At 41.4% G+C, this 21,824-nt stretch carries 21 protein-coding genes; 4 read left to right on the forward strand and 17 right to left on the reverse strand.

Annotation, left to right across the window (positions count from 1 at the left end):
* Nucleotides 1–143: 143 nt before the first annotated feature.
* The 17 genes from asnS to dnaX all read right to left on the reverse strand — a co-directional run bounded on the left by asnS (nt 144) and on the right by dnaX (nt 17,017).
* On the reverse strand, nt 144–1,442 hold the full coding sequence (gene asnS / locus IGI54_RS09430) for an asparagine--tRNA ligase (protein ID WP_071860682.1): 1,299 nt from the start codon (nt 1,440–1,442) through the stop codon (nt 144–146).
* A 41-nt stretch (nt 1,443–1,483) separates the two neighbouring features.
* A complete protein-coding gene (locus tag IGI54_RS09435) occupies nt 1,484–2,671 on the reverse strand; it encodes a pyridoxal phosphate-dependent aminotransferase (RefSeq protein ID WP_430620539.1) in 1,188 nt (395 codons plus the stop codon).
* A 28-nt stretch (nt 2,672–2,699) separates the two neighbouring features.
* Nucleotides 2,700–3,203 carry a DUF5590 domain-containing protein gene (locus tag IGI54_RS09440; protein ID WP_430620540.1) on the reverse strand — a complete coding sequence of 168 codons (504 nt, stop codon included), beginning with the start codon at nt 3,201–3,203 and terminating at the stop codon, nt 2,700–2,702.
* Between the two features lie 54 nt (nt 3,204–3,257).
* Nucleotides 3,258–6,011 carry a helicase C-terminal domain-containing protein gene (locus IGI54_RS09445; protein ID WP_430620541.1) on the reverse strand — a complete coding sequence of 918 codons (2,754 nt, stop codon included), beginning with the start codon at nt 6,009–6,011 and terminating at the stop codon, nt 3,258–3,260.
* Nucleotides 6,012–6,206: 195 nt separating this feature from the next.
* A complete protein-coding gene (locus IGI54_RS09450) occupies nt 6,207–6,407 on the reverse strand; it encodes a cold-shock protein (protein WP_010740784.1) in 201 nt (66 codons plus the stop codon).
* A gap of 192 nt (nt 6,408–6,599) precedes the next feature.
* Nucleotides 6,600–7,703, reverse strand: a complete 1,104-nt coding sequence (locus tag IGI54_RS09455; protein ID WP_216428224.1) for a hypothetical protein — start codon at nt 7,701–7,703, stop codon at nt 6,600–6,602.
* Between the two features lie 568 nt (nt 7,704–8,271).
* Nucleotides 8,272–8,616, reverse strand: coding sequence for a P-II family nitrogen regulator (locus IGI54_RS09460; RefSeq protein WP_071860676.1), 345 nt, complete (start codon nt 8,614–8,616; stop codon nt 8,272–8,274).
* A 62-nt stretch (nt 8,617–8,678) separates the two neighbouring features.
* Nucleotides 8,679–9,893: an ammonium transporter gene (locus tag IGI54_RS09465; protein WP_071860675.1), complete on the reverse strand. Its 1,215-nt coding sequence runs from the start codon at nt 9,891–9,893 to the stop codon at nt 8,679–8,681.
* A gap of 150 nt (nt 9,894–10,043) precedes the next feature.
* Nucleotides 10,044–10,901: a 16S rRNA (cytidine(1402)-2'-O)-methyltransferase gene (gene rsmI, locus IGI54_RS09470; protein WP_430620542.1), complete on the reverse strand. Its 858-nt coding sequence runs from the start codon at nt 10,899–10,901 to the stop codon at nt 10,044–10,046.
* A gap of 229 nt (nt 10,902–11,130) precedes the next feature.
* A complete protein-coding gene (locus IGI54_RS09475) occupies nt 11,131–11,478 on the reverse strand; it encodes a DNA replication initiation control protein YabA (protein WP_071861032.1) in 348 nt (115 codons plus the stop codon).
* Entirely contained in the window at nt 11,478–12,290 is an 813-nt protein-coding gene (locus tag IGI54_RS09480) for a PSP1 domain-containing protein (protein WP_071860673.1), read from the reverse strand. The genes IGI54_RS09475 and IGI54_RS09480 overlap by 1 nt, the downstream gene beginning before the upstream one ends.
* Nucleotides 12,291–12,318: 28 nt before the next feature.
* The gene (holB, locus tag IGI54_RS09485; protein WP_430620543.1) at nt 12,319–13,257 is read right to left on the reverse strand and encodes a DNA polymerase III subunit delta'; all 939 of its coding nucleotides are present in this window, start codon (nt 13,255–13,257) and stop codon (nt 12,319–12,321) included.
* A 2-nt stretch (nt 13,258–13,259) separates the two neighbouring features.
* A complete protein-coding gene (locus IGI54_RS09490) occupies nt 13,260–13,589 on the reverse strand; it encodes a cyclic-di-AMP receptor (protein WP_071860672.1) in 330 nt (109 codons plus the stop codon).
* 5 nt (nt 13,590–13,594) lie between these two features.
* A complete protein-coding gene (gene tmk, locus IGI54_RS09495) occupies nt 13,595–14,248 on the reverse strand; it encodes a dTMP kinase (RefSeq protein WP_071860671.1) in 654 nt (217 codons plus the stop codon).
* Between the two features lie 56 nt (nt 14,249–14,304).
* On the reverse strand, nt 14,305–14,901 hold the full coding sequence (recR, locus tag IGI54_RS09500) for a recombination mediator RecR (protein WP_010745627.1): 597 nt from the start codon (nt 14,899–14,901) through the stop codon (nt 14,305–14,307).
* 28 nt (nt 14,902–14,929) lie between these two features.
* On the reverse strand, nt 14,930–15,244 hold the full coding sequence (locus IGI54_RS09505) for a YbaB/EbfC family nucleoid-associated protein (protein ID WP_071860670.1): 315 nt from the start codon (nt 15,242–15,244) through the stop codon (nt 14,930–14,932).
* Nucleotides 15,245–15,283: 39 nt separating this feature from the next.
* Nucleotides 15,284–17,017 carry a DNA polymerase III subunit gamma/tau gene (gene dnaX / locus IGI54_RS09510; protein WP_216428213.1) on the reverse strand — a complete coding sequence of 578 codons (1,734 nt, stop codon included), beginning with the start codon at nt 17,015–17,017 and terminating at the stop codon, nt 15,284–15,286.
* 181 nt (nt 17,018–17,198) lie between these two features.
* On the opposite strand from dnaX, the gene IGI54_RS09515 reads away from it, so the two are divergent.
* From IGI54_RS09515 to IGI54_RS09530, 4 genes are all read left to right on the forward strand, one after another.
* Nucleotides 17,199–18,434, forward strand: a complete 1,236-nt coding sequence (locus tag IGI54_RS09515; protein WP_071860668.1) for an SPFH domain-containing protein — start codon at nt 17,199–17,201, stop codon at nt 18,432–18,434.
* An 88-nt stretch (nt 18,435–18,522) separates the two neighbouring features.
* Nucleotides 18,523–19,593: a TFIIB-type zinc ribbon-containing protein gene (locus IGI54_RS09520; RefSeq protein ID WP_216428210.1), complete on the forward strand. Its 1,071-nt coding sequence runs from the start codon at nt 18,523–18,525 to the stop codon at nt 19,591–19,593.
* On the forward strand, nt 19,590–20,384 hold the full coding sequence (locus tag IGI54_RS09525; RefSeq protein ID WP_430620544.1) for a TPM domain-containing protein: 795 nt from the start codon (nt 19,590–19,592) through the stop codon (nt 20,382–20,384). The genes IGI54_RS09520 and IGI54_RS09525 overlap by 4 nt, the downstream gene beginning before the upstream one ends.
* Before the next feature lie 142 nt (nt 20,385–20,526).
* The gene (locus IGI54_RS09530) at nt 20,527–21,822 is read left to right on the forward strand and encodes a serine hydrolase (RefSeq protein ID WP_071860665.1); all 1,296 of its coding nucleotides are present in this window, start codon (nt 20,527–20,529) and stop codon (nt 21,820–21,822) included.
* Nucleotides 21,823–21,824: the final 2 nt, after the last annotated feature.

Raw genomic sequence — 21,824 nt, forward strand, 5'->3', positions numbered from 1 at the left:
GATTCCCTTCTCTCTAAAATACATATGAACGTTTCTTCATATTTATTATATATGAGTGGACGTTCATATGTCAAGCAGAAAAAGAAAGCTTTTTCAAAAAAAAAAAGCACCGAGGAGCCCTCGATGCTTTTGGCGTTACATTCTTATGGATAAATCCGGTTTAACAAGCGTGGGAATGGAATTGCTTCCCGTACATGATCAATTCCTGAAATAAAGGTAATGGTCCGTTCCAAGCCTAAACCAAAACCTGAATGAGGCACAGTTCCGTATTTACGCAAATCTAAATACCATGAATATTCTTCTTCGTTCAGACCAGCTTCACGAATTTGTTCTAACAGATAATCATAATCCGTCGCCCGTTCTGAACCACCGATGATTTCACCATAGCCTTCAGGCGCGATCAAATCGGCACAGATCACCACGTCTTCACGTGTTGGATGTGGTTTCATGTAAAATGGTTTGATGGCTTTTGGATAATTCAAAATGAAGACCGGACGATCAAAGGAGTTCGCGATAAAGGTTTCATGCGGCGAACCAAAATCATCGCCCCATTCGATATCATCAAAATCATTTTTCTTCAATAATTCAATCGCATCATCATACGTGATCCGTGGAAACGGTAATTTTGTATAATTTTTCAAAATTTCTTTGTCTCGACCTAACGTATCTAACGCATAGTCACAGTTATCCAAGACACTTTGTACCAAGTACGCAACATATTGTTCTTGCACTTCTAGACTGTCTTCTTGATGCATGAAGGCCATTTCCGGTTCGATCATCCAAAACTCGATTAAGTGACGACGCGTCTTCGATTTTTCAGCACGGAAGGTTGGACCAAAGGAGAAGACTTTACCTAAAGCCATCGCTGCGGCTTCCATGTATAACTGTCCACTTTGTGATAAATAAGCTTTATGATCAAAATAATTTGTTTCAAATAAATCACTTGTACCTTCGGGAGCTGAACCAGTTAAGATCGGTGGATCAACTTTCACAAAACCATTATTATTGAAGAATTCGTAGGTCGCACGAATCACCTCGTTACGAATCAACATAATTGCGTGTTGTTGTGATGAACGCAGCCATAAATGACGGTGATCCATCAAGAAATCAACGCCGTGTTCTTTTGGTGTAATCGGATAATCATGACTTTCACCAATAACTTCGATTTCCTTCACGCCTAGTTCGTAACCAAATTTCGAACGTGTGTCTTCACGAATTTCTCCGGTAACGATAATCGACGTTTCTTGTGTTAATTCTTTTGCTAAATGAAAAACCTCTTCTGACACTTCGCTTTTCACTACGACTGCTTGAAAATAAGCCGTACCGTCACGTAATTGTAAAAAAGAAATTTTCCCACTTGAGCGCTTATTCGCTACCCAAGCACCAATTTTTACTGTTTCGCCAACATGGTTCTTGGCATCAATGATTTGAATCTGTTCCACAAATGTCTCTCCTAACTTATTTATCCCGAATGATGATTTTTTTACTTTTTACTATTTTCGATAAAACGGCGAATCCGTACAACGGCTTCCTCTAACTCTTCCATGCTGGCAGAATAACTCATACGCACACTGTCAGGGGAACCGAATCCTTCACCAGTCACCAACGCTACTTGTTCTTGCTCTAATAGATCGTTGACCCAAGTAGTGACGTTGTCATAGCCCCCCATTTCCATCGCTTCCTTGATATTAGGAAATAGATAGAAGGCGCCCTGTGGTTTTGTTAACTTAAAGCCTGGCAGATCAGCAACCTTTGGGTAAATCGTATTTAGTCGTTCTTCAAAGGCTTGGCGCATTTTTTCTGCCGTCTCTTGCTCACCTGTCAAAGCTTCGACAGCCGCAATTTGGCTGACCGCCGTTGGATTACTAGTAGACTGTGAAGCGATTGCTGTCATACCACTAATGATTTCAGCGCTACCAATCGCATAACCGATTCGCCAACCAGTCATAGAATAGGTTTTTGACACGCCGTTAATGATCACTGTATGCTGGAAAATCTCGTCAGATAAAGAAGCAAGATGTGCCGCTTCGTTCCCATTATAAACAAGATGATCATAAATATCATCTGAAACAATCAACAGCTCATGACGAACAGCCCATTCACCCAGCGCTCGCAACTCATCTTCTGAATAAATCATTCCGGTCGGATTTGATGGTGAGCTGATAATGATCGCTTTGGTTTTTTCCGTGCGGACGTCTTCCAAGTGTTCCACCGTGATCTTATAATCATTGGCTTGGTCACCATGAATAAAGACCGGATTTCCTTGCGCTAATTTGACTTGTTCGCCATAACTAACCCAATAAGGTACTGGAATGATGACTTCATCGCCGGCATCAAGAATTGTTTGAAATAAGGTGTATAACGCAAATTTTGCCCCGCTAGTTACGATAATATTTTGCGGTTCAACAGTCAGATCATAATTTTCTTTCGTAAAATCAACGATCGCTGATTTTAATTCTGGCGTCCCACCGGAAGCAGTGTAAAAGCTGACTTTTCCGCTCTTGATTCCATCAATAGCTGCCTGCTCGATATTTTCCGGTGTAGTAAAATCAGGCTCTCCCACAGTCAAACTAATCACATCTAAACCTTTTGCTTTTAATTCTTTGGCTTTTGCCGTTGCTGCTAAAGTGACGGACGGTTCTAAGTTTGTTACACGCTGTGATAATTTCATAACCAATAACTCCCCTACCAAGATTTTTTTAGATCTTTTTGATGACTTTAATTATCTTGCCGTCATTAAAGTTCAGCAAGTAATAATAAATCGCGCCTTGATCGTCTTTTGCAGTGATTTCCCAAGCCGTCTGGTCGCGATAGATACCGAGATTTGCTTTTTCAATAGTCATATCAGGATAATTCGTTTTAACGGTTTCTTCTGCTTGCACCTCAGTCAGCCCATCCTTTTGAGCAAGGACACGCACTTTGTCTCCCGATTTCGGAATGATCACAATGATTTCTTCCTGCGATTTGTTTTTTCCTACTACCGTAAAATAAGTCTGCTCGCGATTGAACCAGTAGAACTGATCAACCGTTTCTAGATCCGCATATTTTTCCGCCATTTGGACCGCTTCTCTTTTCGCCTGTTGCATTGGTCGGTTCGAACGAATGAAAATCATAGTTCCGGCAACAAGGATGATCAACAAAAAGGTCACGATTCCTAACAGCCAACGGTTAAGTTTTTTCTGTTTTGCACTATTCGTATCCAAAATCATACTCCTTTCAGACAAGCTACATTATACCAAAAGAACAACTATCCCTCATTAATTCTCTTCATTTTTCTCAGAAATTAAGAATTGGGTCGTTTCCGTCAAAATTTCTTCCAACGGCAACTGCTTGATCGTTAATTCTTTTGGCAGCGCCTTTCGTAAGCGTTCGCTATAACTAGCTGAGATAAAGCGTTGATCCAATAAGAGCATTACACCCTTATCCGTCTCAGAACGAATCAAGCGACCTAAAGCCTGTCTTAGCCGCAGTGCCGCATGAGGAACCGCTTCTTGGAAAAAGGGATTGATTCCTTCAGCCTCTAAGAAACTATTCCGAGCGCGAACTTGGATACGTTGCGGATTTTCAAAGGGCAGTCGGGTTACGATTAAGAGTTGCAAGATCTCCCCGGATAAATCGATACCTTCCCAAAAGCTGTCCGCACCTAGCAGCACGGCATCTTTTGAAAGTAAGAAACGTTTCAGTAATTTCTCACGACTGCCGCCAATTCCTTGCGCCAAGACTTCTCGGCCTTCATGTAACAACGGCATTTTCAATCGCTGATGCACACGGTTCAAAATATCATGAGAAGTAAATAACACTAGAATCGGTCGCTTTTGATGATCCGCCAATTTATGGACAACATCGGCAACATATTGGGCATATTGATCTGGTGAAGACGTTTGGATACTAATATTTTCTGTTGGCAAATAAAGTCGCGCTTGTTGTTCATAATCGTAGGGACTGCTGATGATTTTCAACGCCGCTTCAGGAATCCCCCAACGCTTCGCAAAATAATGGCGATCACCACCAATTTTTAAGGTTCCACCGAGATACAAAATCTGTTTGTAGCGATGATACCAGCTTGTTTGATCTAATTGCGAAGCTTCCAAGTCTTGTACATGGAGCGTCTTACGTTTGACGTTGAACCAATGAATATAACGAGTCTCCCACTGTTCACTGAAAAGTTCGAAGGCCACTTGCTGTTGGGCTAAGCTATCCAATAATGTTTGTAGATCGCTCCATTGGGCCTGTTCGGAAATACTAAAGGTCTCTTGATAGCGCAGATAATAACTTTTCAACTGCTCGCCAATTGTTAAGGCGTCTTGATAAAGCAAACTTACCCGCTGCAAGACTTGTTCACTCGCTAAAGATAATTGATCAATCATTTCCTTAGTAATCAAGCGCTCGTCATTGGTTGGGAACTCCTCTTTAAATAGCTGATAAAGATCAGTCAGCTCTTCATTTAATTCCTGCAATACATCTTGAAAAACTTCTAATGAATGCTGGGTCTGCTGATCTTTTTTTACTAGGGACTGCCAAGTTTGAAAGACTTTATTTTCAAGTAAATGGTTAAAACCCTTTTGGATCGCCAAAATATTTAATTGATGAGTGCTGACCTTTTCTAGAACTCGATTTAAATGATGGGCCTCGTCAATAATCAAATAAGGACTGGCCGGCAGCTGCGGGATTTTCCGCTGATTTTCTTGAGCTAAGAAGGAATGATTTGTAATAATCACATTGCTTTGTGCCAATTTTTTCTGACGATGATGGATAAAATCAACCCCATAAAAAGGGCTGTTAGGATTCAGCGTTGTTGGGCCAAGATGAGCCACCTCTTGCCAAAAAGGATGCTTCAAGCTCGTCATATTCAGCTCATCAAAATCCCCCGTCTCTGTCTGAGTCAGCCAGACTAACAAGGCCATTTGGTAAAAAGTATATTGCTTTTGCTGCGATTTTTTTTTAAAGCTTTGATAAAAACGGTCAAGGTCGAGATAGTGGCGACTGCTTTTCATCACCACCGCCTGCAAAGGCTGATCCAATAAACGATTGATCAGCGGCAGGTCGTGATTCAAAATCTGTTCCTGCAACAATAAAGACACGGTGCTGATCACTAACGGTTTTTCCGGTGTTGCTACATAACTCATAGGCAATAAATAGCCTAAGGTTTTTCCGATGCCGGTTGCGGCTTCGACTAAAATATTTTTATCCTCTTTCTTATTGAAAAAGTCATAGACTAAATTCATCAAGCGTGCCTGTTCCTTACGAAAATCCAGTTCACTTTGATAGACCTTTTCTTTGGCTTTACGAGAACGAGGATAAGCCTTGATACCAAAATAATTCTCAGAAAAAAGCGGTACGCTCTTTTTTTTCAGCGCGAAGCCATGAACGATTACCAATTCTTTTGCCAACGGTTCACGTTGTTCCTGCAACTCAGTCAAACAATCAACTAAATAGTCTTTCGTCTGAAAGGCCATCTGGTCAGCAGTCGCTACAATTTTCTCCAACGTGATGATTGGCAATTTTCTAATTTGAGTCTCTAAATAGAGCAGTAGCTGTGCCGTTACATCGGCGTCGCTATCTGCTTGATGAGGATTTTCGTGGACTAGCTGCAATTCCTCTGCCAAATCGCCTAAACGAAAGCTTGGTGAAGTTGGCATGAACACTTGCGCCAATTCAACGGTATCGATGCCGTCACTCGTTAACGGCGGCATCCCGCAGCGTTCCAGTTCGTTACTTAAAAAGGGATAATCAAAATAAATATTATGGGCGACAAAAACGGTTCCCTCTAATAAATTACTGATTGTTTCGGCGACATCTTCGAAATAAGGGGCTTTCCGAATCCGCTGATTCGTGATCCCTGTTAGGGTTTGAATTTGATTTGGAATCGTTTGATCGGGATTGATATCCGTTGAAAAATGCGCAACGATCTCACTATCTTCAATCAGCGCACAGCCAAATTGAATAATCCGATCCGACTTTGGATCTGTCCCAGTCGTTTCAATGTCTACAACTGCATATATTTTTTTCATGACAGCCTCCTTCCTATGGAATTATAGCGGATTCTACCATTTTTTAACAGAGCCGTCCCCTTAAGTCTTTTGAAAGCTGACTATTTTTTTCAAAAATAAAAAAAAGACCTAGCAAAAAATTCTGCTAAGTCGATCTCACGATTAAAAAAGAGCATAAAAAAAACGAGTACCGAAGCACTCGTTTGAAAAAACTAATTAAGCTTTGTTTACGTTTGTTGCTTGAGGTCCACGTTGGCCATCTTCAACATCGAAAGTCACTGCTTGACCTTCTTCTAAAGTTTTGAAGCCGTCGCCTTGGATTGCTGAGAAATGTACGAATACGTCGTTTCCGTTTTCAGCAGTGATAAATCCGTAACCTTTTTCTGAGTTAAACCATTTTACTGTACCTTGTTCCATGTTAAACATCCTCCTAGGATAAAAATTAATTTTGTAATTACTTGAATGGTGAAATAGGAAAGATGTCGTCTGAAACAAACTTGCCAATATTACCGTACAAAAACTACAATTAGAAGTATAACACAGAAAAAGCGATAACACTAGATTATCGCTTAAAAAGTTTTTTCTTAATATATTTGAAACATTAAAGCGCTAATAGCGTAGAACCGCCAATAAACTTTTTTCATCAGGAGCATCTTTTTGGTCTAGAACAAATACTTGTCCACCATTTTTGATAACATCATCAGCAATTTCATTCAATACTTGACGACGATCATATTCTACATCTGGGTCCTCGCCAAAGCCGTCAACTAAATTGGAAGTAGCGATAAAGAGATGAGAAATTTTCCCTTCTTTTGCTGCTGGCACAATATCTACCAATTGATCATTAAATTTCTTATCAGTTAATTTTTGATAGCTTTGTGTTTCCGCCGCGGCTAACTCATCAGCAATTTTTTGACTTTCCTTTTTCACGTCGTTCACGTTCGATTGAGCCGGTGAACCAGTAATAGCTGCTTTATCTGAGTAATATGGATTTTTAGCCACCTTTTTAAACTGTGTTTGGTTTTCCGGTAAAGCAAATAGATAAATTGGTAACTGCTCTGGATTATCCAGCTCTTTCAAATAATTATCCACTGCTTGGTAGTAATTGATCCAGTCAATCTCAACTTCTTCGTCTTTGGTATTAATTCCGTGGAAACTGCCGGTTTCACCGCCGCGAGCAGACACATTCAAGTTTCCACCGGTCAATTCATCGCCTAAAGCCGTTACGATATCTTTAGGAGCGTCATCAGGCAGTTCAACTGCTTTGACCTCTTTATTGCGAACACAATAAAGTTTCATCGAATCCCGATTCAAGGCCATTAAAAAGTAAGAATAATTGAACTGGGCATTTTTAATGATCGCCAATAAGTAAGGCAGATCACTGACATAATATTGATCATCCACCTCGATACTCAACCGGTGAATATAGGTTTCGCTCGCTGTCAAAATGACCGCAACCCCTTTTGTTCCGCTACGCCAAAAGTCACCATCCGCTAAGAGTTGATCAATCTTTTCTTGGAATGGTTCAAAGCTGTGATCAGTGTATTTCTTCTCGAAGCGTTTCTTCGCTTCTTTAGCAAAGTTCTTAAACGTGATTTGATCTTTTTCCACATCTTGATGCGCGTGATGTGTATTTAACATAAACGTGATAAACGGTCCCGTTGCTTCTTCTGAAGTCAATTCAGCTAGTAACTTTTTACTGATATTTGCCATAAATGTACCCTCCTATTTAAGTCTTCCAAACCAAGTGTACCATAGCCAGCAATTTCCTTAAAACGAAATGCAACCCTTACATTATGTAAAAATATCAAAAAATTCCACAGAAATTTGCATAAGTTTTTTCTAATACATTTCTTAGTGATTAACAAACGGCTATTCATGAATTCATCGTAGCGGTCGATTATTATATGGATATACCAATTATCCCGAATTGGTTTTTTCATACTTACTCCTACCAAGAGTAAATAACAACCTTCATTTCCACCATAGTGACGGCTATGGTGGTTTTTTGCGAGTTCCACTTCGCGCTTTAGCGCGATTAGTGGAATCGTATGCGCAGTGAAAATAGAACTCATTTTTTGTGCTTTTCAAAAAATGAGTTCCTTAACACGAACTAGCTGCGAGTTTTTCTTCCTGCCTTGGCAGGTTAGAAAAATCGTATGTGTACGAAAATAAGACATTTTTCATGGGCTTCGAAAAATGTTTCATTTATTCTGAATTAATAAAAAGAACCGCACCAAAATACATCGGTACGGCCCTTCGTTTAAAATTTATTCCATTATTATTGAAGTGCAGCTTTTCCAGATTCCCGCGTACGAATGCGAATCACTTCCTCAATCGGATAAACAAATATTTTCCCCGTTCCACATTCTTCAGATTGACAAGTATCTAAGATTAAATCAATCACTCGCTCCACGTCTTCATCCGCTAAAATAAAACTTACCGAAACTTTTGGCAGCAAGGTCGTAATAACTTCTTGTCCTCGGACATGAGTCTTTTGTCCTTTTTGCAATCCGCAGCCTAAGACTTGGCTAACAGTCATCCCATTTACTTCCACCTCATGATCAATCGCTGCCTTGAGTATTTCCAACTTTTCCTGTCTGATAATTGCTTCAACTTTTTTCATTGTGCCTTGCAGACTCCCTTCAAAATGATGTTTCTAGAAAGACTCTCGATTCATTTCTCTAATTAAGAATCCATCCCCATAAATGTTGGATAGGCATTCTCAGCATGTTCAATTTGATCCAGCCCCATCGCTTCTTCTTGTTGCGACACTCGAATCGGCATAAAGACTCTAATCAAAGAAATAATCAAATAGCTGGCCACTCCAGCGAATACTAACGTAAATAGAACACTCTCAATCTGAGCGATGAATAAATGGGTCTGTCCGTAAATGAGTCCTGTTTTCCCACCTACTGACGGATCAGCAAAAATCCCAGTGGCAATCCCACCAAAGATCCCACCAACACCGTGACAGCCAAAGGCATCCAATGCATCATCAAAACCTAGTTTTTGTTTGATTACAGCAATAAACAAATAGCAGAAGGGACTAACCAGAGCCCCAATCAAGAAGCTTGCGCCAATCGAAACAAAACCGGCACCAGGAGTGATGGCAACTAGACCTACAACCGCACCGGTACACGCTCCAACTACTGTTGGCTTGCCATTTAACAATTTTTCAATCAACATCCATGAAAGCATGGCACAAGCAGCTGCTGTATTCGTCGTGATTGACGCGTGAATCGCTAAACCATTTGCTGCTAACGCAGAACCACCATTAAAGCCAAACCAGCCGAACCATAATAAGCCGGTACCTAATACAACAAATGGAACGTTATGAGGACGATAATCCCCCAGATGATATTCTCGCCGGCGACCCAGTACGATTGCTAAAACCAAGCCAGATATGCCTGAACTGATATGGACAACATTCCCACCCGCAAAATCAATCGAACCGATTTTATCAAGGAAGCCGCCACCCCAAACCATGTGAGCCATTGGGAAATACACGACCACTAGCCAAATCGCGATGAATAAGAAAATCGCTGAAAAGCGCATCCGGCCAGCAACTGATCCGGTCAAAATTGCGGTCGTAATCAAAGCAAACATCATTTGAAAGAAAGCAAACAGACCTTCAGGGATGCCATCGCCTTTCGTCATAGAAACACCGTGAAAAAAGAGTTTGTCAAAATTCCCAAAAAAGTCGCCATGACCGCTAAAGGATAACGAATAGCCAATCGCCACCCACAGAACCGAGGCCAATCCCATCGTACAGATGACCATCATCATTGTGTTCAAAATATTTTTTCTACGCTCTAGTCCGCCATAAAAAAAGGCCAATGCCGGAGTCATGAGAAAAACCAATCCAGAACAAATCAAAATAAATGCAATATTCGCTGCCATCAAACCACTCCATTCTTTTTATGTTAAGTATTCTAACATCGTTTCATTATAATAAAAGTGTTTTTACTCATTTTTTTCATCTTTTTTTAATTTAGTTACTTTTCGTGTTAGAAATATTAACATAAAAAGAGTAGGAGGATTCTCCTACTCTTATATTTCGTGGTATTCTTTGTAAACTTCTTGTTTTTTCAAATTGTGTCTTTTAGCAACCGTTTTAATGGCTTCCTTTGAAGGCTGACCTGCTACAATCAACGCTTCTACCTGTTCCTTCAGCGTTCCTTCGAAAACTTCATCCGCTTCCTCCACTTTGGCAGCGCCAGCCACTAAGAGACAGCATTCACCCTTTAAGGTGTGATCTTCTAAATAAGTTAATAGTTCTTCGGTAGTGCCTCGCAAATATTCTTCATAGAGCTTCGTCAACTCTCGACAGATCACTACTTTACGGTTTCCCCAAACACCATTCATATTTTTCAAGGTTTCTTTCACTCGATGAGGTGATTCATAAAAAATCAAAGTTGCGGTTTGTTTCTTTAATTCTTCCAGCTCTTTTTTCTGTGCACTTCTCTTTCGTTGTAAGAAACCGTAAAAATAAAAAGGCTGTGGCAATAAGCCTGAAGCGATCAAAGCGGTCATCCCAGCAGTCGCTCCAGGTAACGCAACCACAGGAATATCCTCATTGATGCAAGCAACGACTAGTTCATGACCTGGATCGCTGATTGAGGGCATCCCGGCATCACTGACTTGCGCGATACTTTGACCACTTTTTAAAAAGCGAATCAATTCTGGGATACGTTCATTATAATTATGTTCGTGAAGACTTTTTTGCGGTACTTTTATCTCAAAGTGATTCAATAATTTTTGGGTATTTCGTGTATCTTCACTGGCGATCAAATCTGCTTCCTGCAGTGTCTTTACTGCTCGAAAGGTCATATCCTCTAAATTTCCGATTGGTGTCGGTACTAGATAAAGCGCTCCGACAGCTTCAGCAAAACTCTTTTGACTTTTCACGACTTTCCTTCTTTCTAATTAGCGATTTGAAGTCCTTCTCCAAGAGGCAAACTTCTGAAAGCTGCGCTAAACTATAAGAAAGGCTTTCGCGAACTCGCTCAGCTTATTACCGATAAAGCTAGTTCGTGAAGCCAGACATGAATATACCTGTTGTAAAGTAATTTATTCATGCGAAATTTTTATACTTTCTTTATAGTCTAAAAAACCGGAACAACTCGTCCCGGTTCGCTTATTTTTGTTTACTTTCGCGATAGATAACATCCAAACAAAAGGCACAAGGTTCATCTTGTTCTCGTCTTGATCCATAAAGCAAATTACAGACATGAAAACCGTCTTCGTATATTTTTTCAAGATTCAACCGAGATTCAGATAACTCCTGACGTTCATCAAAGACAGGGGATTTCTTTTCATCGATTTGTCGAATACGTTCCCGCAATCGTTCGTTTTCCATCTCTAATGTCGTATTCTTTTCTACTAGTTCTAACAATGTTTCTTTCATTGAAACAAGATCAGTCAGATTTTTTTGCATCTCATGTTCTAATTGGTTTAAGCCATCATATAACGAGCGTCGATCCATCATGCTTGTTCACCTGCTTCAACTAACTCTTGATAATCAAAATCCACAGTGGCATCGCGGCCGAATAGGCGCACTTTCACCACTTTGCTTAACAAATTCAAACCGATCACTTTTCCGCGGCCTTCGGGTGTATTGATTTCTTTGCCATAATCAGGCATGGCTTTTTTAGCTGCTTCATACTCGCCATTCTCATATTTCAAGCAGCACATCAAACGACCACACAGACCCGAAATTTTCGTTGGGTTCAAGGATAGGCCTTGATCTTTTGCCATCTTGATAGAGACCGGGATAAAATCACCTAAAAAGGTCGAACAACACAGTGGTCTGCCGCAAGGGCCGATTCCACCTAGAATTTTCGCTTCGTCTCGCACGCCAATCTGACGCAATTCGATCCGTGTCCGAAAAACACTGGCTAAATCTTTCACTAATTCACGAAAATCAATCCGGCCATCTGCCGTAAAATAGAAAACCATTTTGCTGCGATCAAACGTATATTCAACTTGAATCAGCTTCATCTCCAGCTCATGTTCACGAATCTTTTCTTTAGCCGTTTTAAAGGCTGCGGCTGCATCCGCTTCGTTTTGAGCCACTTTTCTTAATTCTTTTTCAGAGGCTTTATGCAAAATTGTTTTTAAATCATCTGATAAATCATTTTTAGCAATCTCGATTTTTGGAATCGCCACTGTCGCAATCTGGTGCGCCTGTTGTGACTCAACCAAGACTTTATCATTATAGTAGTATTCTTTGTTTCCAGGCGCATAATAATAAATATGTCCTGCGTCACGAAACCGAACACCCACAACTTCAACCATGGTTTTCCCTACTCTCTGTTAAATAACGTTATGCAAAAACAGTATGCAACGTTATTTGTTCTGCGATATTTTGAAATGAGACGTTCGCTTCTAATTTTTGACTGGCAGCTAAAACTTCCGCTAACAAGTTATTAACCTTCACTAAGCTTGGTTGCTGGTTTTTCAAGTCTTGATCACGTTTTTCCTTGACAAAATAAGCTAGCAACTCAAAACAAAATTGCTGCTGCGTTTTATCTTTGAAGGTCTTCACGAGCTTCTTCTGCACATAAATAAAAGCTTGCGGGTCATTTTTTTCGAGATAATTAAACCATTGAATAACGCTATCTCTAGCTTCATTAAACCATTCATCTTTTGAGATTTCAACAGCTTTTCCATAACTATTTGTTAAATTTGCTAATAGTTGTGCGGTTTTGGTTGGGAGTTGATCGGCTTCCAAGCGTGCTTGGAGACGTTCCTTTGACAATGCTTGAAAATGGATGATCTGACACCGGGAGCGAATCGTAGGCAATATTTTCCCTAACGATTGCGTTTCTAAAATAATCATAAAATTCGCTGGTGGTTCTTCAAGAAATTTCAGCAAACTATTTGCTGAATTAAGATTCATTTTTTCTGCTTGATGGATAATTACGACCTTTTTCGCAGACTCAAAGCCGCTCTTTGCTAATTCGCTTTGCAACGCGCGAATCTGGTCCACCTTGATTGACTGTCCATCCGGTTCGATCTCAACGACATCGGGATGATCCTTACTATTTATTCGTAGACAATTATTGCATTTTTCACAGGGCATCCCGGCTTGCAGGTTCAAACAAAAAAGATGTTTCACAAACCACAGTGCCAATTCAGCTTTACCTGTCCCCTGATCGCCTTCAAAAAGATAAGCATGAGCCATACGCCCATGCTCAAAACTGTTTTGTAATTGGCGAAAAACGATCGGTTGAATGGTTTCGAGTCTTTTCGCTTCTTCCATCATTAATACTGTTGGAAGCCTTCAACTGGTAAGACAAAGACTGTCGCCCCACCGACTTCGACTTCAACTGGATAAGGAACTTGCCCGTCTAAAGAAATATCAAGGGTCACAGGCGTGGTCACGTATTGTGTCCGTGCTTGACACGTTTCTTTGATCAACGCTAATGTATCTTCTACCCGTTCATCTTCGATCCCAATAATGAAGGTGCTGTTGCCAGCCTTCAAAAAGCCACCGGTAGAAGAAAGCTTGGTTGCTCGAATATTGGCATCAATAAATTCATTGGCTAAACGGTTAGAATCTTTGTCTTGGACAATCGCTAAAATAAGTTTCATCTCTTTTACACCTCTCGTGATTGAAAATACTCTGGAAAACAGGTCAACAATTCGTAGAAACAATCTTCTACAACTTCATCAAGACGCTTTCTAGCATCAATTTTTACGATTCGATCAGCATTTGCTTCCGCAAGTTTTAGGTAAGCATGTCGAACCCTTTGATGAAATTGTAACCCTTCGGAGTCCAAACGGTCAATTTGATTGGTTCGGTTCTTCATAATTCGTTGCAAACCTGTATCTGAATCGACATCTAAATACAAAGTAATATCTGGAATAGTTCCTTCAATAGCAAACTCATTAATTTTTAAAACTTCATCCATGCCGATACCTCTGCCCGCTCCTTGATAAGCTAAAGAGCTGTCAACAAAACGGTCACACAAAACAATTTTTCCAGCGTCTAAAGCTGGCCAGATTTTTTCAACTAAATGTTGGCGCCGAGCCGCCGCATAAAGCAACGCCTCAGTCCGATCATCCATCTGGTCGTTGATTGGATCAAGGATCACGTGGCGAATTTTCTCTGCGATTGGAATACCGCCTGGCTCTCTTGTTTTAACAATTTGTTTTGCCGCTGTTGCTTGTAATCTCGGATACAGCTCTTCGATTACACTAGTTTTGCCAGCTCCGTCTGGTCCTTCAATCGTAATAAATAGTCCCTTCACGTTCCTTGTCCCCCAAAATAATTATCTTCTATTTTCAAAAAAACGCCGTGAAAAAATTAAAGTTCACGACGTCCTTCTACTGCTTTCAGCAAAGTGATCTCATCAGCATATTCAATATCACTGCCAACCGACAAGCCATGGGCTAAGCGAGTCACTTTAATGCCAGCTGGTTTGATCAAGCGCGACAAATACATCGCCGTAGCTTCTCCCTCAGTCGTTGCATTGGTAGCGATAATAACTTCTTTAACCTCATCATCATGCAGCCGTTTGATTAACGGTGCAATATTAATATCTTCCGGTCCAGTTCCTTCCATGGGTGACAACACTCCGTGGAGAACGTGATAGAGTCCATGATATTCACGAACCTTTTCCATCGACATGACATCTTTGGGTTCCTCAACCACCAGGATCGTACTACGATCGCGAGTCGTATCTGAACAAATCTCGCAAGGATCTTCTTCCGTGATATTACCACAGATACTGCAAAAACGCAGGTCGCGCTTGACACTGATCAATGAACGAGCGAACTCATTAACGGACTCGTCCTTCATATCAATTGTGAAAAAAGCCAAACGAGTCGCGGTTTTTTGTCCGATCCCAGGAAGCTTCATATAGCTTTCGATCAGTTTCGCAATTGGTTCTGGATATTGCATTGTGTTCTTCCTTTCTGATCAAAGTCGCTTACATTCCAGGAAGTCCCTTTGTATATTTACCCATCGTTTGATCGGTCTCGGTAGTAATTTTTTTAATCGCATCATTCACAGCTAACACGATCATGTCTTGTAGCATTTCTGGATCTTCTGGATCAATCAGTTCAGGGTTGATGGCCATTGTTTTCATGGTTTTATCCCCAGTGAAAGTCACTGTAACTAGATCATTTGTCGAGCTACCAGTGAATTCTTTGGCATTTAATTCGTCTTGAGCCTTCACCATTTCTTTTTGCATCTTCTGCATTTGTTTCATCATGCCTTGCATATTTCCCATTCCGCGCATCATTCGATTGTTCGCTCCTTTAAGATTCTATCTTCTACTAGTTTAATCTTCTTTAATTGTAACAAGATCACCAAACAAACTTTTCGCTTGTTCAACGACTTCATTGGTTTCTTCTGGCAGTAAACTGATTTCTTCCTCTGAATCACTCGCTTCCATCTCGATTGGACGGTCGTGATGTTGACTGAGAAAGGCTTGTCGTAAACGAGGCCAGCTTTCCCGCGTGATAAAAACAAACTCGGGAGTATAATTTTTGATCATCATACTTAAACTGTTTTGCAAATTCAAGCGCAGCTCTTCATTGCTGTCTGCTCGCTGACAAACAATCTCATAGTCAAACGCGACCAACAATAATGCAGGTCCGGCCGCCATTGGTTCACTGGCTTTTAGCATCGCTCGCTGAGTTACCGGCAAAGCCATCAACAAATCTTCCCATACGCTTTTGACATCAAGTAGATGATCCTTGGTCGCTTCACTCAATACTTGATAGACCCGTTCAGTCGGCACACGATAATTATTAGCGCTTTTCTTCGGTGCGGCCGCTTTACGCTCTTCCTTTTCAACTGTTGGGTTGGTTTTTAATTGCTGCAATTCTTTCTGCAGTTGCTGCAGTTGCGTTTTTAAAGCCGTCAGCTCCGCTTGATCCACTGGATTGGTTGCCGTACTTACTTGAACATTCGCCCCATTTGCTGCCGCGGTTTGCGGTGTTGCCAATTTTACTGTCGCAACTTCTAAATAAACGTTCGCATGGTTGGTAAAGCGAATCTCATTTTGTGTATCACTTAAAATCTTGATCATTGAATACAAACGCTCCGAAGCCGTTGTTTCAGCTAATTGTTTGAAAGGATCGGTCAAATAGGCCGCGCGACCTTCCAAAAGCTTGGGGGCTTGCTGATAAATCAATAAATCACGGCAGTACAATAATAAATCTTCTGTTAGACGGCGCGCTTCTTTCCCTTCTGCCAGAATATTTTCCAAAACCTCTAACGCACTGCTGACATCTTGTTGTAAGCAAGCACCGATAAAGCTATCCATCATTTCAGTCGTTAAGCTGCCAGTCACGGCTAAGGCATCGGCTAACGTAATCGTCTCATTACTAAAGGAAATGGCCTGATCCAAAATACTCAACGCATCCCGCATCCCGCCTTCTGCCGCTCGCGCAATGACCGACAATGCCTGTTCTTCATAAGGCTGACTGCTTTCTTTTAAAATGTAAGCCATCCGACCAATGATCGCTGAGACACCGATTCGTTTGAAGTCAAAACGTTGAGTCCGCGAAATGATTGTCGCTGGTATTTTATGAGGCTCCGTTGTTGCTAAGACGAAAATCACATGTTCCTTAGGTTCTTCCAACGTTTTTAGCAAGGCATTGAAAGCACCTGTCGAAAGCATATGCACTTCATCGATAATATAAACTTTATATTTTGCCGCTGTCGGTGCATAGTTGGCTCGATCACGAATAAAACGAATCTCTTCCACACCATTGTTGCTGGCGGCATCGATTTCAATTACGTCTTCCTGCCGTCCTTCAGTAATCGAGCGGCACATTTCACACTCGTTGCAAGGTTCCCCATCGACACTATTAGGACAATTGATGGCTTTGGCAAAAATTTTCGCCGCACTCGTCTTCCCTGTACCACGGGGGCCGGTAAATAAATAGGCGTGAGAAGTTTTCTGTTGTTGGATCGCATTTTTTAACGTTTTAGTAATCGCTTCTTGACCAACTAAGTCATCGAAACGTTGGGAACGCCAAACGCGGTAAAGTGCTTGATACGCCATAATTTTCCTCTTTTCTTACAAAATCACTGCTTTTTATTATACGTGATTTTAGACAAAAAAACTATAAAAACCAATTTTATCCAGCAATTGTTTAGGGTCTTTTAATTTGTCGGAGGACTTCCTTTCTATTTCAAAAAAAGCCTATGGTATAATAGAAAAAACGTTTTATGGAGGGATTTTGATGGGACTATTTAAAGCAGCAACTAGCAGTATCGGCGGCGGAATGGCAGATCAATGGCTAGAGGTCATTGAACCTGCCGACATGGGACAGACAACTGTCATGTCAAAAGGTGTTGCCGTACGTAAAGATGATAAACGTGGCAGCAATAAAAAAGGGACTCAGGATGTCATCACCGACGGCTCTGTGATCCATGTCTATCCAAATATGATGATGCTCCTAGTAGACGGCGGAAAAATTATTGACTACACCGCTGAAGAAGGCTATTACACCGTAGAAAATAATTCTGCGCCTTCAATGTTCAACGGCTCATTAAAAGATGCCGTGGCCGAAACCTTCAGCCGTTTCAAATTTGGCGGTGTCACTCCGCAAAAACAACAAGTCTTCTATATTAATTTACAAGAGATCAAAGGGATCAAATTTGGCACCAGTACTCCATTGAATTATTTCGATAACTTTTATAACGCAGAGTTATTCTTGCGGGCACATGGAACGTATTCAATTAAAATTACCGATCCGATTCTATTTTTCGCCAACGCGATTCCTCGGAATATGGATCAAGTAGATATCAACGACATCAATGAACAATACTTGCAAGAATTTTTGACTGGCTTACAAGCTTCTATCAATCAAATGTCAGCCGATGGTCAACGGATTTCTTATGTACCATCAAAAAGCTTAGAGCTAAGTAAATACTTGGCGGATGCGTTGGATGATAGTTGGAGAGAACTACGTGGGATGGAAATTGTTTCAGTAGCCGTTGCCAGCATCTCTTACACGGACGACTCAACCAAGTTAATCAATATGCGCAATGAAGGCGCAATGCTAGGTGATCCAAGCGTTCGAGAAGGCTATGTGCAAGGCTCTGTCGCTCGCGGCATGGAAGCGGCTGGGAAAAACGATGCAGGAGCAACAACTGGTTTCTTCGGTATGGGAATGGGCATGAATGCTGGCGGAGACTTTTTGAACCAAGCTTCGCAAAGTAATAACCAACAGATTCAGCAAAATCAACAAGCGCAGCAAAAATCAGCAGATGACCATTGGACTTGCCCAAAATGCGGCACGGAAAATACCGGTAAATTCTGTAGTAATTGCGGCGAACCAAAACCCGCTCCTGCAACAGGCGCAAAAATTCAAATGAAATGCAGCGAATGTGGTGAAGTCGTCGATTTAAGTAATGGCGTTCCAAAATTCTGTCCTCACTGCGGCAAACCTTTTAAAGGAATCCCACTAGAGTAATGATTAGGATGGTATACGGCTTGAGAATCAAACTCATCTTTCGCTTTTTGAAAGATGAGTTCATTAATATGAATTAGGAGGACCTGCGATGGCAGATGTAGTAACTCATCATTGCCCCAACTGTGGTGGACCTTTGACGTTTAATCCAAGTGATCAAAAATTCCACTGCGATTATTGCTTAAGTATTTTTACCGTGGAAGACATCGAAAAATTTGAAGCTACAGAACAAGCGGCGACTAAAGATGATGCGACGGCTACTGCGAGCCCAACAGACACGGCTTCCGGCGAGATGGATTTGTTTCTCTGCCCCAGTTGCGGCGCTCAAATCGTCACGGATCATACGACTGCCGCAACCTATTGTTATTTTTGCCACAACCCCGTCGTGTTATCTGGACGGTTGACCGGCGAATTTTTACCTAACAAGGTCTTGCCTTTTACCATTGATCGCGAAAAAGCAGTGGCTGATTTTTTGAGTTGGGCACGTAAAAAACGTTTTGTTCCAAAAGATTTTTTCAATGAAGCTCAGATCGAGAAAATGACTGGTGTCTATTTTCCTTATTGGGTAGTGGACGCTGAAACAGTCGGCAGCTTAGCCGGCAAAGGAACGGCATTAAGAGTCTGGGTCGTTGGCGAATTGGAATATACGGAAACTAAAGTCTATCAAATTTTTCGTAAAGGAAAAGCTTCTATCAAGCACTTGACCAAAAATGCCTTGACGAAAAATATCCAACAAAAAATGGTGGAAGGTGTCCAACCTTTTTCCATTGATCAAGCGGTGGATTTTCATACGGAATATTTAGCTGGTTTCCAAGCAGAGAAGCGCGATATCGAAATCAAAGATTTAGCGCAGCAGATCGACCACGAATTAGATGAATACACGAAAGACTTATTGCAAGACACTATTTCCGGTTACACGACCTTCACACCGGGCAATCAATCGACTCAGGTGCAAAAACAGGACAATCATTATATGCTCTTACCTGTTTGGTTGGTAACTTATCAAGACAATTCGGACAAAACATACTATTACGCGATGAACGGCCAATCAGGAAAAGTCAGCGGAGTGTTGCCGATTAGTTATAAACGCTTAGGACTCTTCTCTGGCGGAATTTTTGCGGCCGTTATGGCGCTTGCGATGATTGTGGGGTATTTTCTATGAAAAAAATACTGTTCTTACTTGGCTTCTTCGTATTGCTTAGTCCCTTGAAAGTCTTGGCGGCAGCAAATACTATCGATGACCAGGCCAACCTACTTTCACCGGAAGAACGAACCGAATTAGCTGAGCGCGCTGACGCGATCAATGAAAAGATCAAAGGTGAAGTATTCATTCTAACAACCAATAGCAACACTGAAGAACCACGAAAATTTGCCGACGATCAACTGAGGGATCGGATTGGCAACGATCATAACGGGGCTTTGTTACTGTTGGATATGAATCAACGTGAAATTTATTTATCGACCTCCGGCAATATGATCGATTTTGTGACCGACAAACGCCGTGATCAGCTACTGGATGATGTCACGGAGGCCATGAAAAACAGCGATTATTATCAAGCTAGCACGGCCTATCTGACCAATATCAAAAGTTTCGTCGATAACGGAGTGCCCGGCGGTTCTTATCGCATTGATGAAAACACCGGCAAAGTCACCTACTATAAATCCATCACACCGCTTGAACTTGCGATTGGGGTACTCGTTGCAGCGATAGCGGCAATTGGCTTTTTTGTTTCAGTACGCCTGCGCTATCAATTAAAAATAGGAACCTACAAATATCCCTATCGCCAAAATGCGAAATTGGATTTAACTGAACGACAAGATCAATTAGTGAATTCGTTTGTCACCACGCGGCGCATTCCAAAAGCCTCCAATAACAATGGTGGCGGAGGCGGCGGAAGCTCAACTCACTCCAGTGGTGGTGGAACTTTCGGCGGCGGAGGAAGAAGTTTTTAACCAACAAAAAGAATACATGCTAATAAGGAACACCGAGGACAGCCAATATTAATGGAATCTTCGGTGTTTTCGCGTATTTTCTTGTATTCACCTAATGATTTTGCTAAACTTTTAGGGTTAAGAGAAATAAAGGAGATTATCAATGCATAAAAAGAAAAAATTCCCCCTCATTTTGGTTGTCTTAATTCTTTTCTGCCAATCGCTTGTAGGGATCACCGCTCGAGCAGCAGACGATTTTTCCGTCAACGCTAATGCCGGTTTTGCAATCGACGCAGACTCAGGAAAAGTTTTTTTCAATCAAGATGGTGACACACCAAAAGGGATCGCTTCAATTACTAAAACAATTACGGCATATCTTGTTTTAGACGCGATCAAACAGCAAAAAATTTCGTGGGATCAAGAAGTGCCAATATCCGAATATGCGGAACAGCTCAGCACCACCCCCGAATTATCAAACGTTACTTTGGTTCGGGATCAAAAATATACAGTTAAAGACCTTTTTGAAGCCATGATCATTCAATCTGCCAACGCGGCGGCCGTTGCTCTAGCTGAATTAGTCGCTGGCAATGAACATACCTTCGTCGATCAAATGCGGGAACAAGTCAAACAATGGGGCATCACTGATGCTACTATCATTAATGCCTCTGGTTTAAGCAATGTTTACCTTGGCGCACATCGTTATCCTGACACACAAGAAAACGATGAGAACCTAATGTCTGCCAGAGATGTGGCGATTGTCGCTCAGCATCTGATTAAAGATTTTCCCGAGGTTTTAGAAACATCAAAAATCGCGAAAAAAGTTTTCGCTCCAAACACGACCCATCCAGAAGAGATGGAAAGCTGGAATTTGATGGTGCTTGACGGTAGCGATCACAAAGACGGCGTAGACGGATTAAAGACAGGGACAACCGATTTAGCCGGTGCTTGTTTTGTTGGAACGATTCAAAAAGATGGACGCCGAGTGATTACAGTCATTTTGAACGCCTTGGATGAACCAAATAACAGCTCAGCTAGATTTGTTGAGACCAACAAATTAATGGACTACTGCTTGACGAATTGGAGTCAGCAAGAGGTTACTGCTGCTGGTCAAGAACCACCTAGCGGACAAAAAACATTGAAAGTTACCGATGGCAGAGAAGAGAATGTGCCTTTAGTCTTAGGTGCTCCGGTAAAATTATGGGTCCGTAACGATATGGATATCAAAAATCTGACTATCAAAACGAACTTAGATCATTCTCTTTTAGACGATAGCGCCATTATCGCACCGGTTCATAAAAACGAAAAAATCGGAACCGTCAGTGTCCAGCTAGCGCAAGACAACTTAGGCTATCTGCAAAAAGATGAAGGTGCGACGACCGATCTGCTAACAAAAACAGCGGTAGAAAAATCCAACGTCTTTGAACTTATCTGGAAAAGAATCACGAATCTATTTGCTTAAAA

It is taken from the genome of Enterococcus sp. DIV0800, assembly GCF_050559735.1.
Classification (GTDB): domain Bacteria; phylum Bacillota; class Bacilli; order Lactobacillales; family Enterococcaceae; genus Enterococcus_A; species Enterococcus_A devriesei.

What these genes read in the sequence shown, in the direction of transcription:
- IGI54_RS09435 (WP_430620539.1), bottom strand. Translation starts at nt 2,671, where the DNA reads ATGAAATTATCACAGCGTGTAACAAACTTAGAACCGTCCGTCACTTTA.
- IGI54_RS09445 (WP_430620541.1), bottom strand. Translation starts at nt 6,011, where the DNA reads ATGAAAAAAATATATGCAGTTGTAGACATTGAAACGACTGGGACAGAT.
- IGI54_RS09450 (WP_010740784.1), bottom strand. Translation starts at nt 6,407, where the DNA reads ATGGAACAAGGTACAGTAAAATGGTTTAACTCAGAAAAAGGTTACGGA.
- IGI54_RS09455 (WP_216428224.1), bottom strand. Translation starts at nt 7,703, where the DNA reads ATGGCAAATATCAGTAAAAAGTTACTAGCTGAATTGACTTCAGAAGAA.
- IGI54_RS09460 (WP_071860676.1), bottom strand. Translation starts at nt 8,616, where the DNA reads ATGAAAAAAGTTGAAGCAATTATCAGACAGGAAAAGTTGGAAATACTC.
- IGI54_RS09465 (WP_071860675.1), bottom strand. Translation starts at nt 9,893, where the DNA reads ATGGCAGCGAATATTGCATTTATTTTGATTTGTTCTGGATTGGTTTTT.
- IGI54_RS09475 (WP_071861032.1), bottom strand. Translation starts at nt 11,478, where the DNA reads ATGGATCGACGCTCGTTATATGATGGCTTAAACCAATTAGAACATGAG.
- IGI54_RS09480 (WP_071860673.1), bottom strand. Translation starts at nt 12,290, where the DNA reads ATGGTTGAAGTTGTGGGTGTTCGGTTTCGTGACGCAGGACATATTTAT.
- holB (WP_430620543.1), bottom strand. Translation starts at nt 13,257, where the DNA reads ATGGAAGAAGCGAAAAGACTCGAAACCATTCAACCGATCGTTTTTCGC.
- IGI54_RS09490 (WP_071860672.1), bottom strand. Translation starts at nt 13,589, where the DNA reads ATGAAACTTATTTTAGCGATTGTCCAAGACAAAGATTCTAACCGTTTA.
- recR (WP_010745627.1), bottom strand. Translation starts at nt 14,901, where the DNA reads ATGCAATATCCAGAACCAATTGCGAAACTGATCGAAAGCTATATGAAG.
- IGI54_RS09505 (WP_071860670.1), bottom strand. Translation starts at nt 15,244, where the DNA reads ATGATGCGCGGAATGGGAAATATGCAAGGCATGATGAAACAAATGCAG.
- dnaX (WP_216428213.1), bottom strand. Translation starts at nt 17,017, where the DNA reads ATGGCGTATCAAGCACTTTACCGCGTTTGGCGTTCCCAACGTTTCGAT.
- IGI54_RS09515 (WP_071860668.1), top strand. Translation starts at nt 17,199, where the DNA reads ATGGGACTATTTAAAGCAGCAACTAGCAGTATCGGCGGCGGAATGGCA.
- IGI54_RS09520 (WP_216428210.1), top strand. Translation starts at nt 18,523, where the DNA reads ATGGCAGATGTAGTAACTCATCATTGCCCCAACTGTGGTGGACCTTTG.
- IGI54_RS09525 (WP_430620544.1), top strand. Translation starts at nt 19,590, where the DNA reads ATGAAAAAAATACTGTTCTTACTTGGCTTCTTCGTATTGCTTAGTCCC.
- IGI54_RS09530 (WP_071860665.1), top strand. Translation starts at nt 20,527, where the DNA reads ATGCATAAAAAGAAAAAATTCCCCCTCATTTTGGTTGTCTTAATTCTT.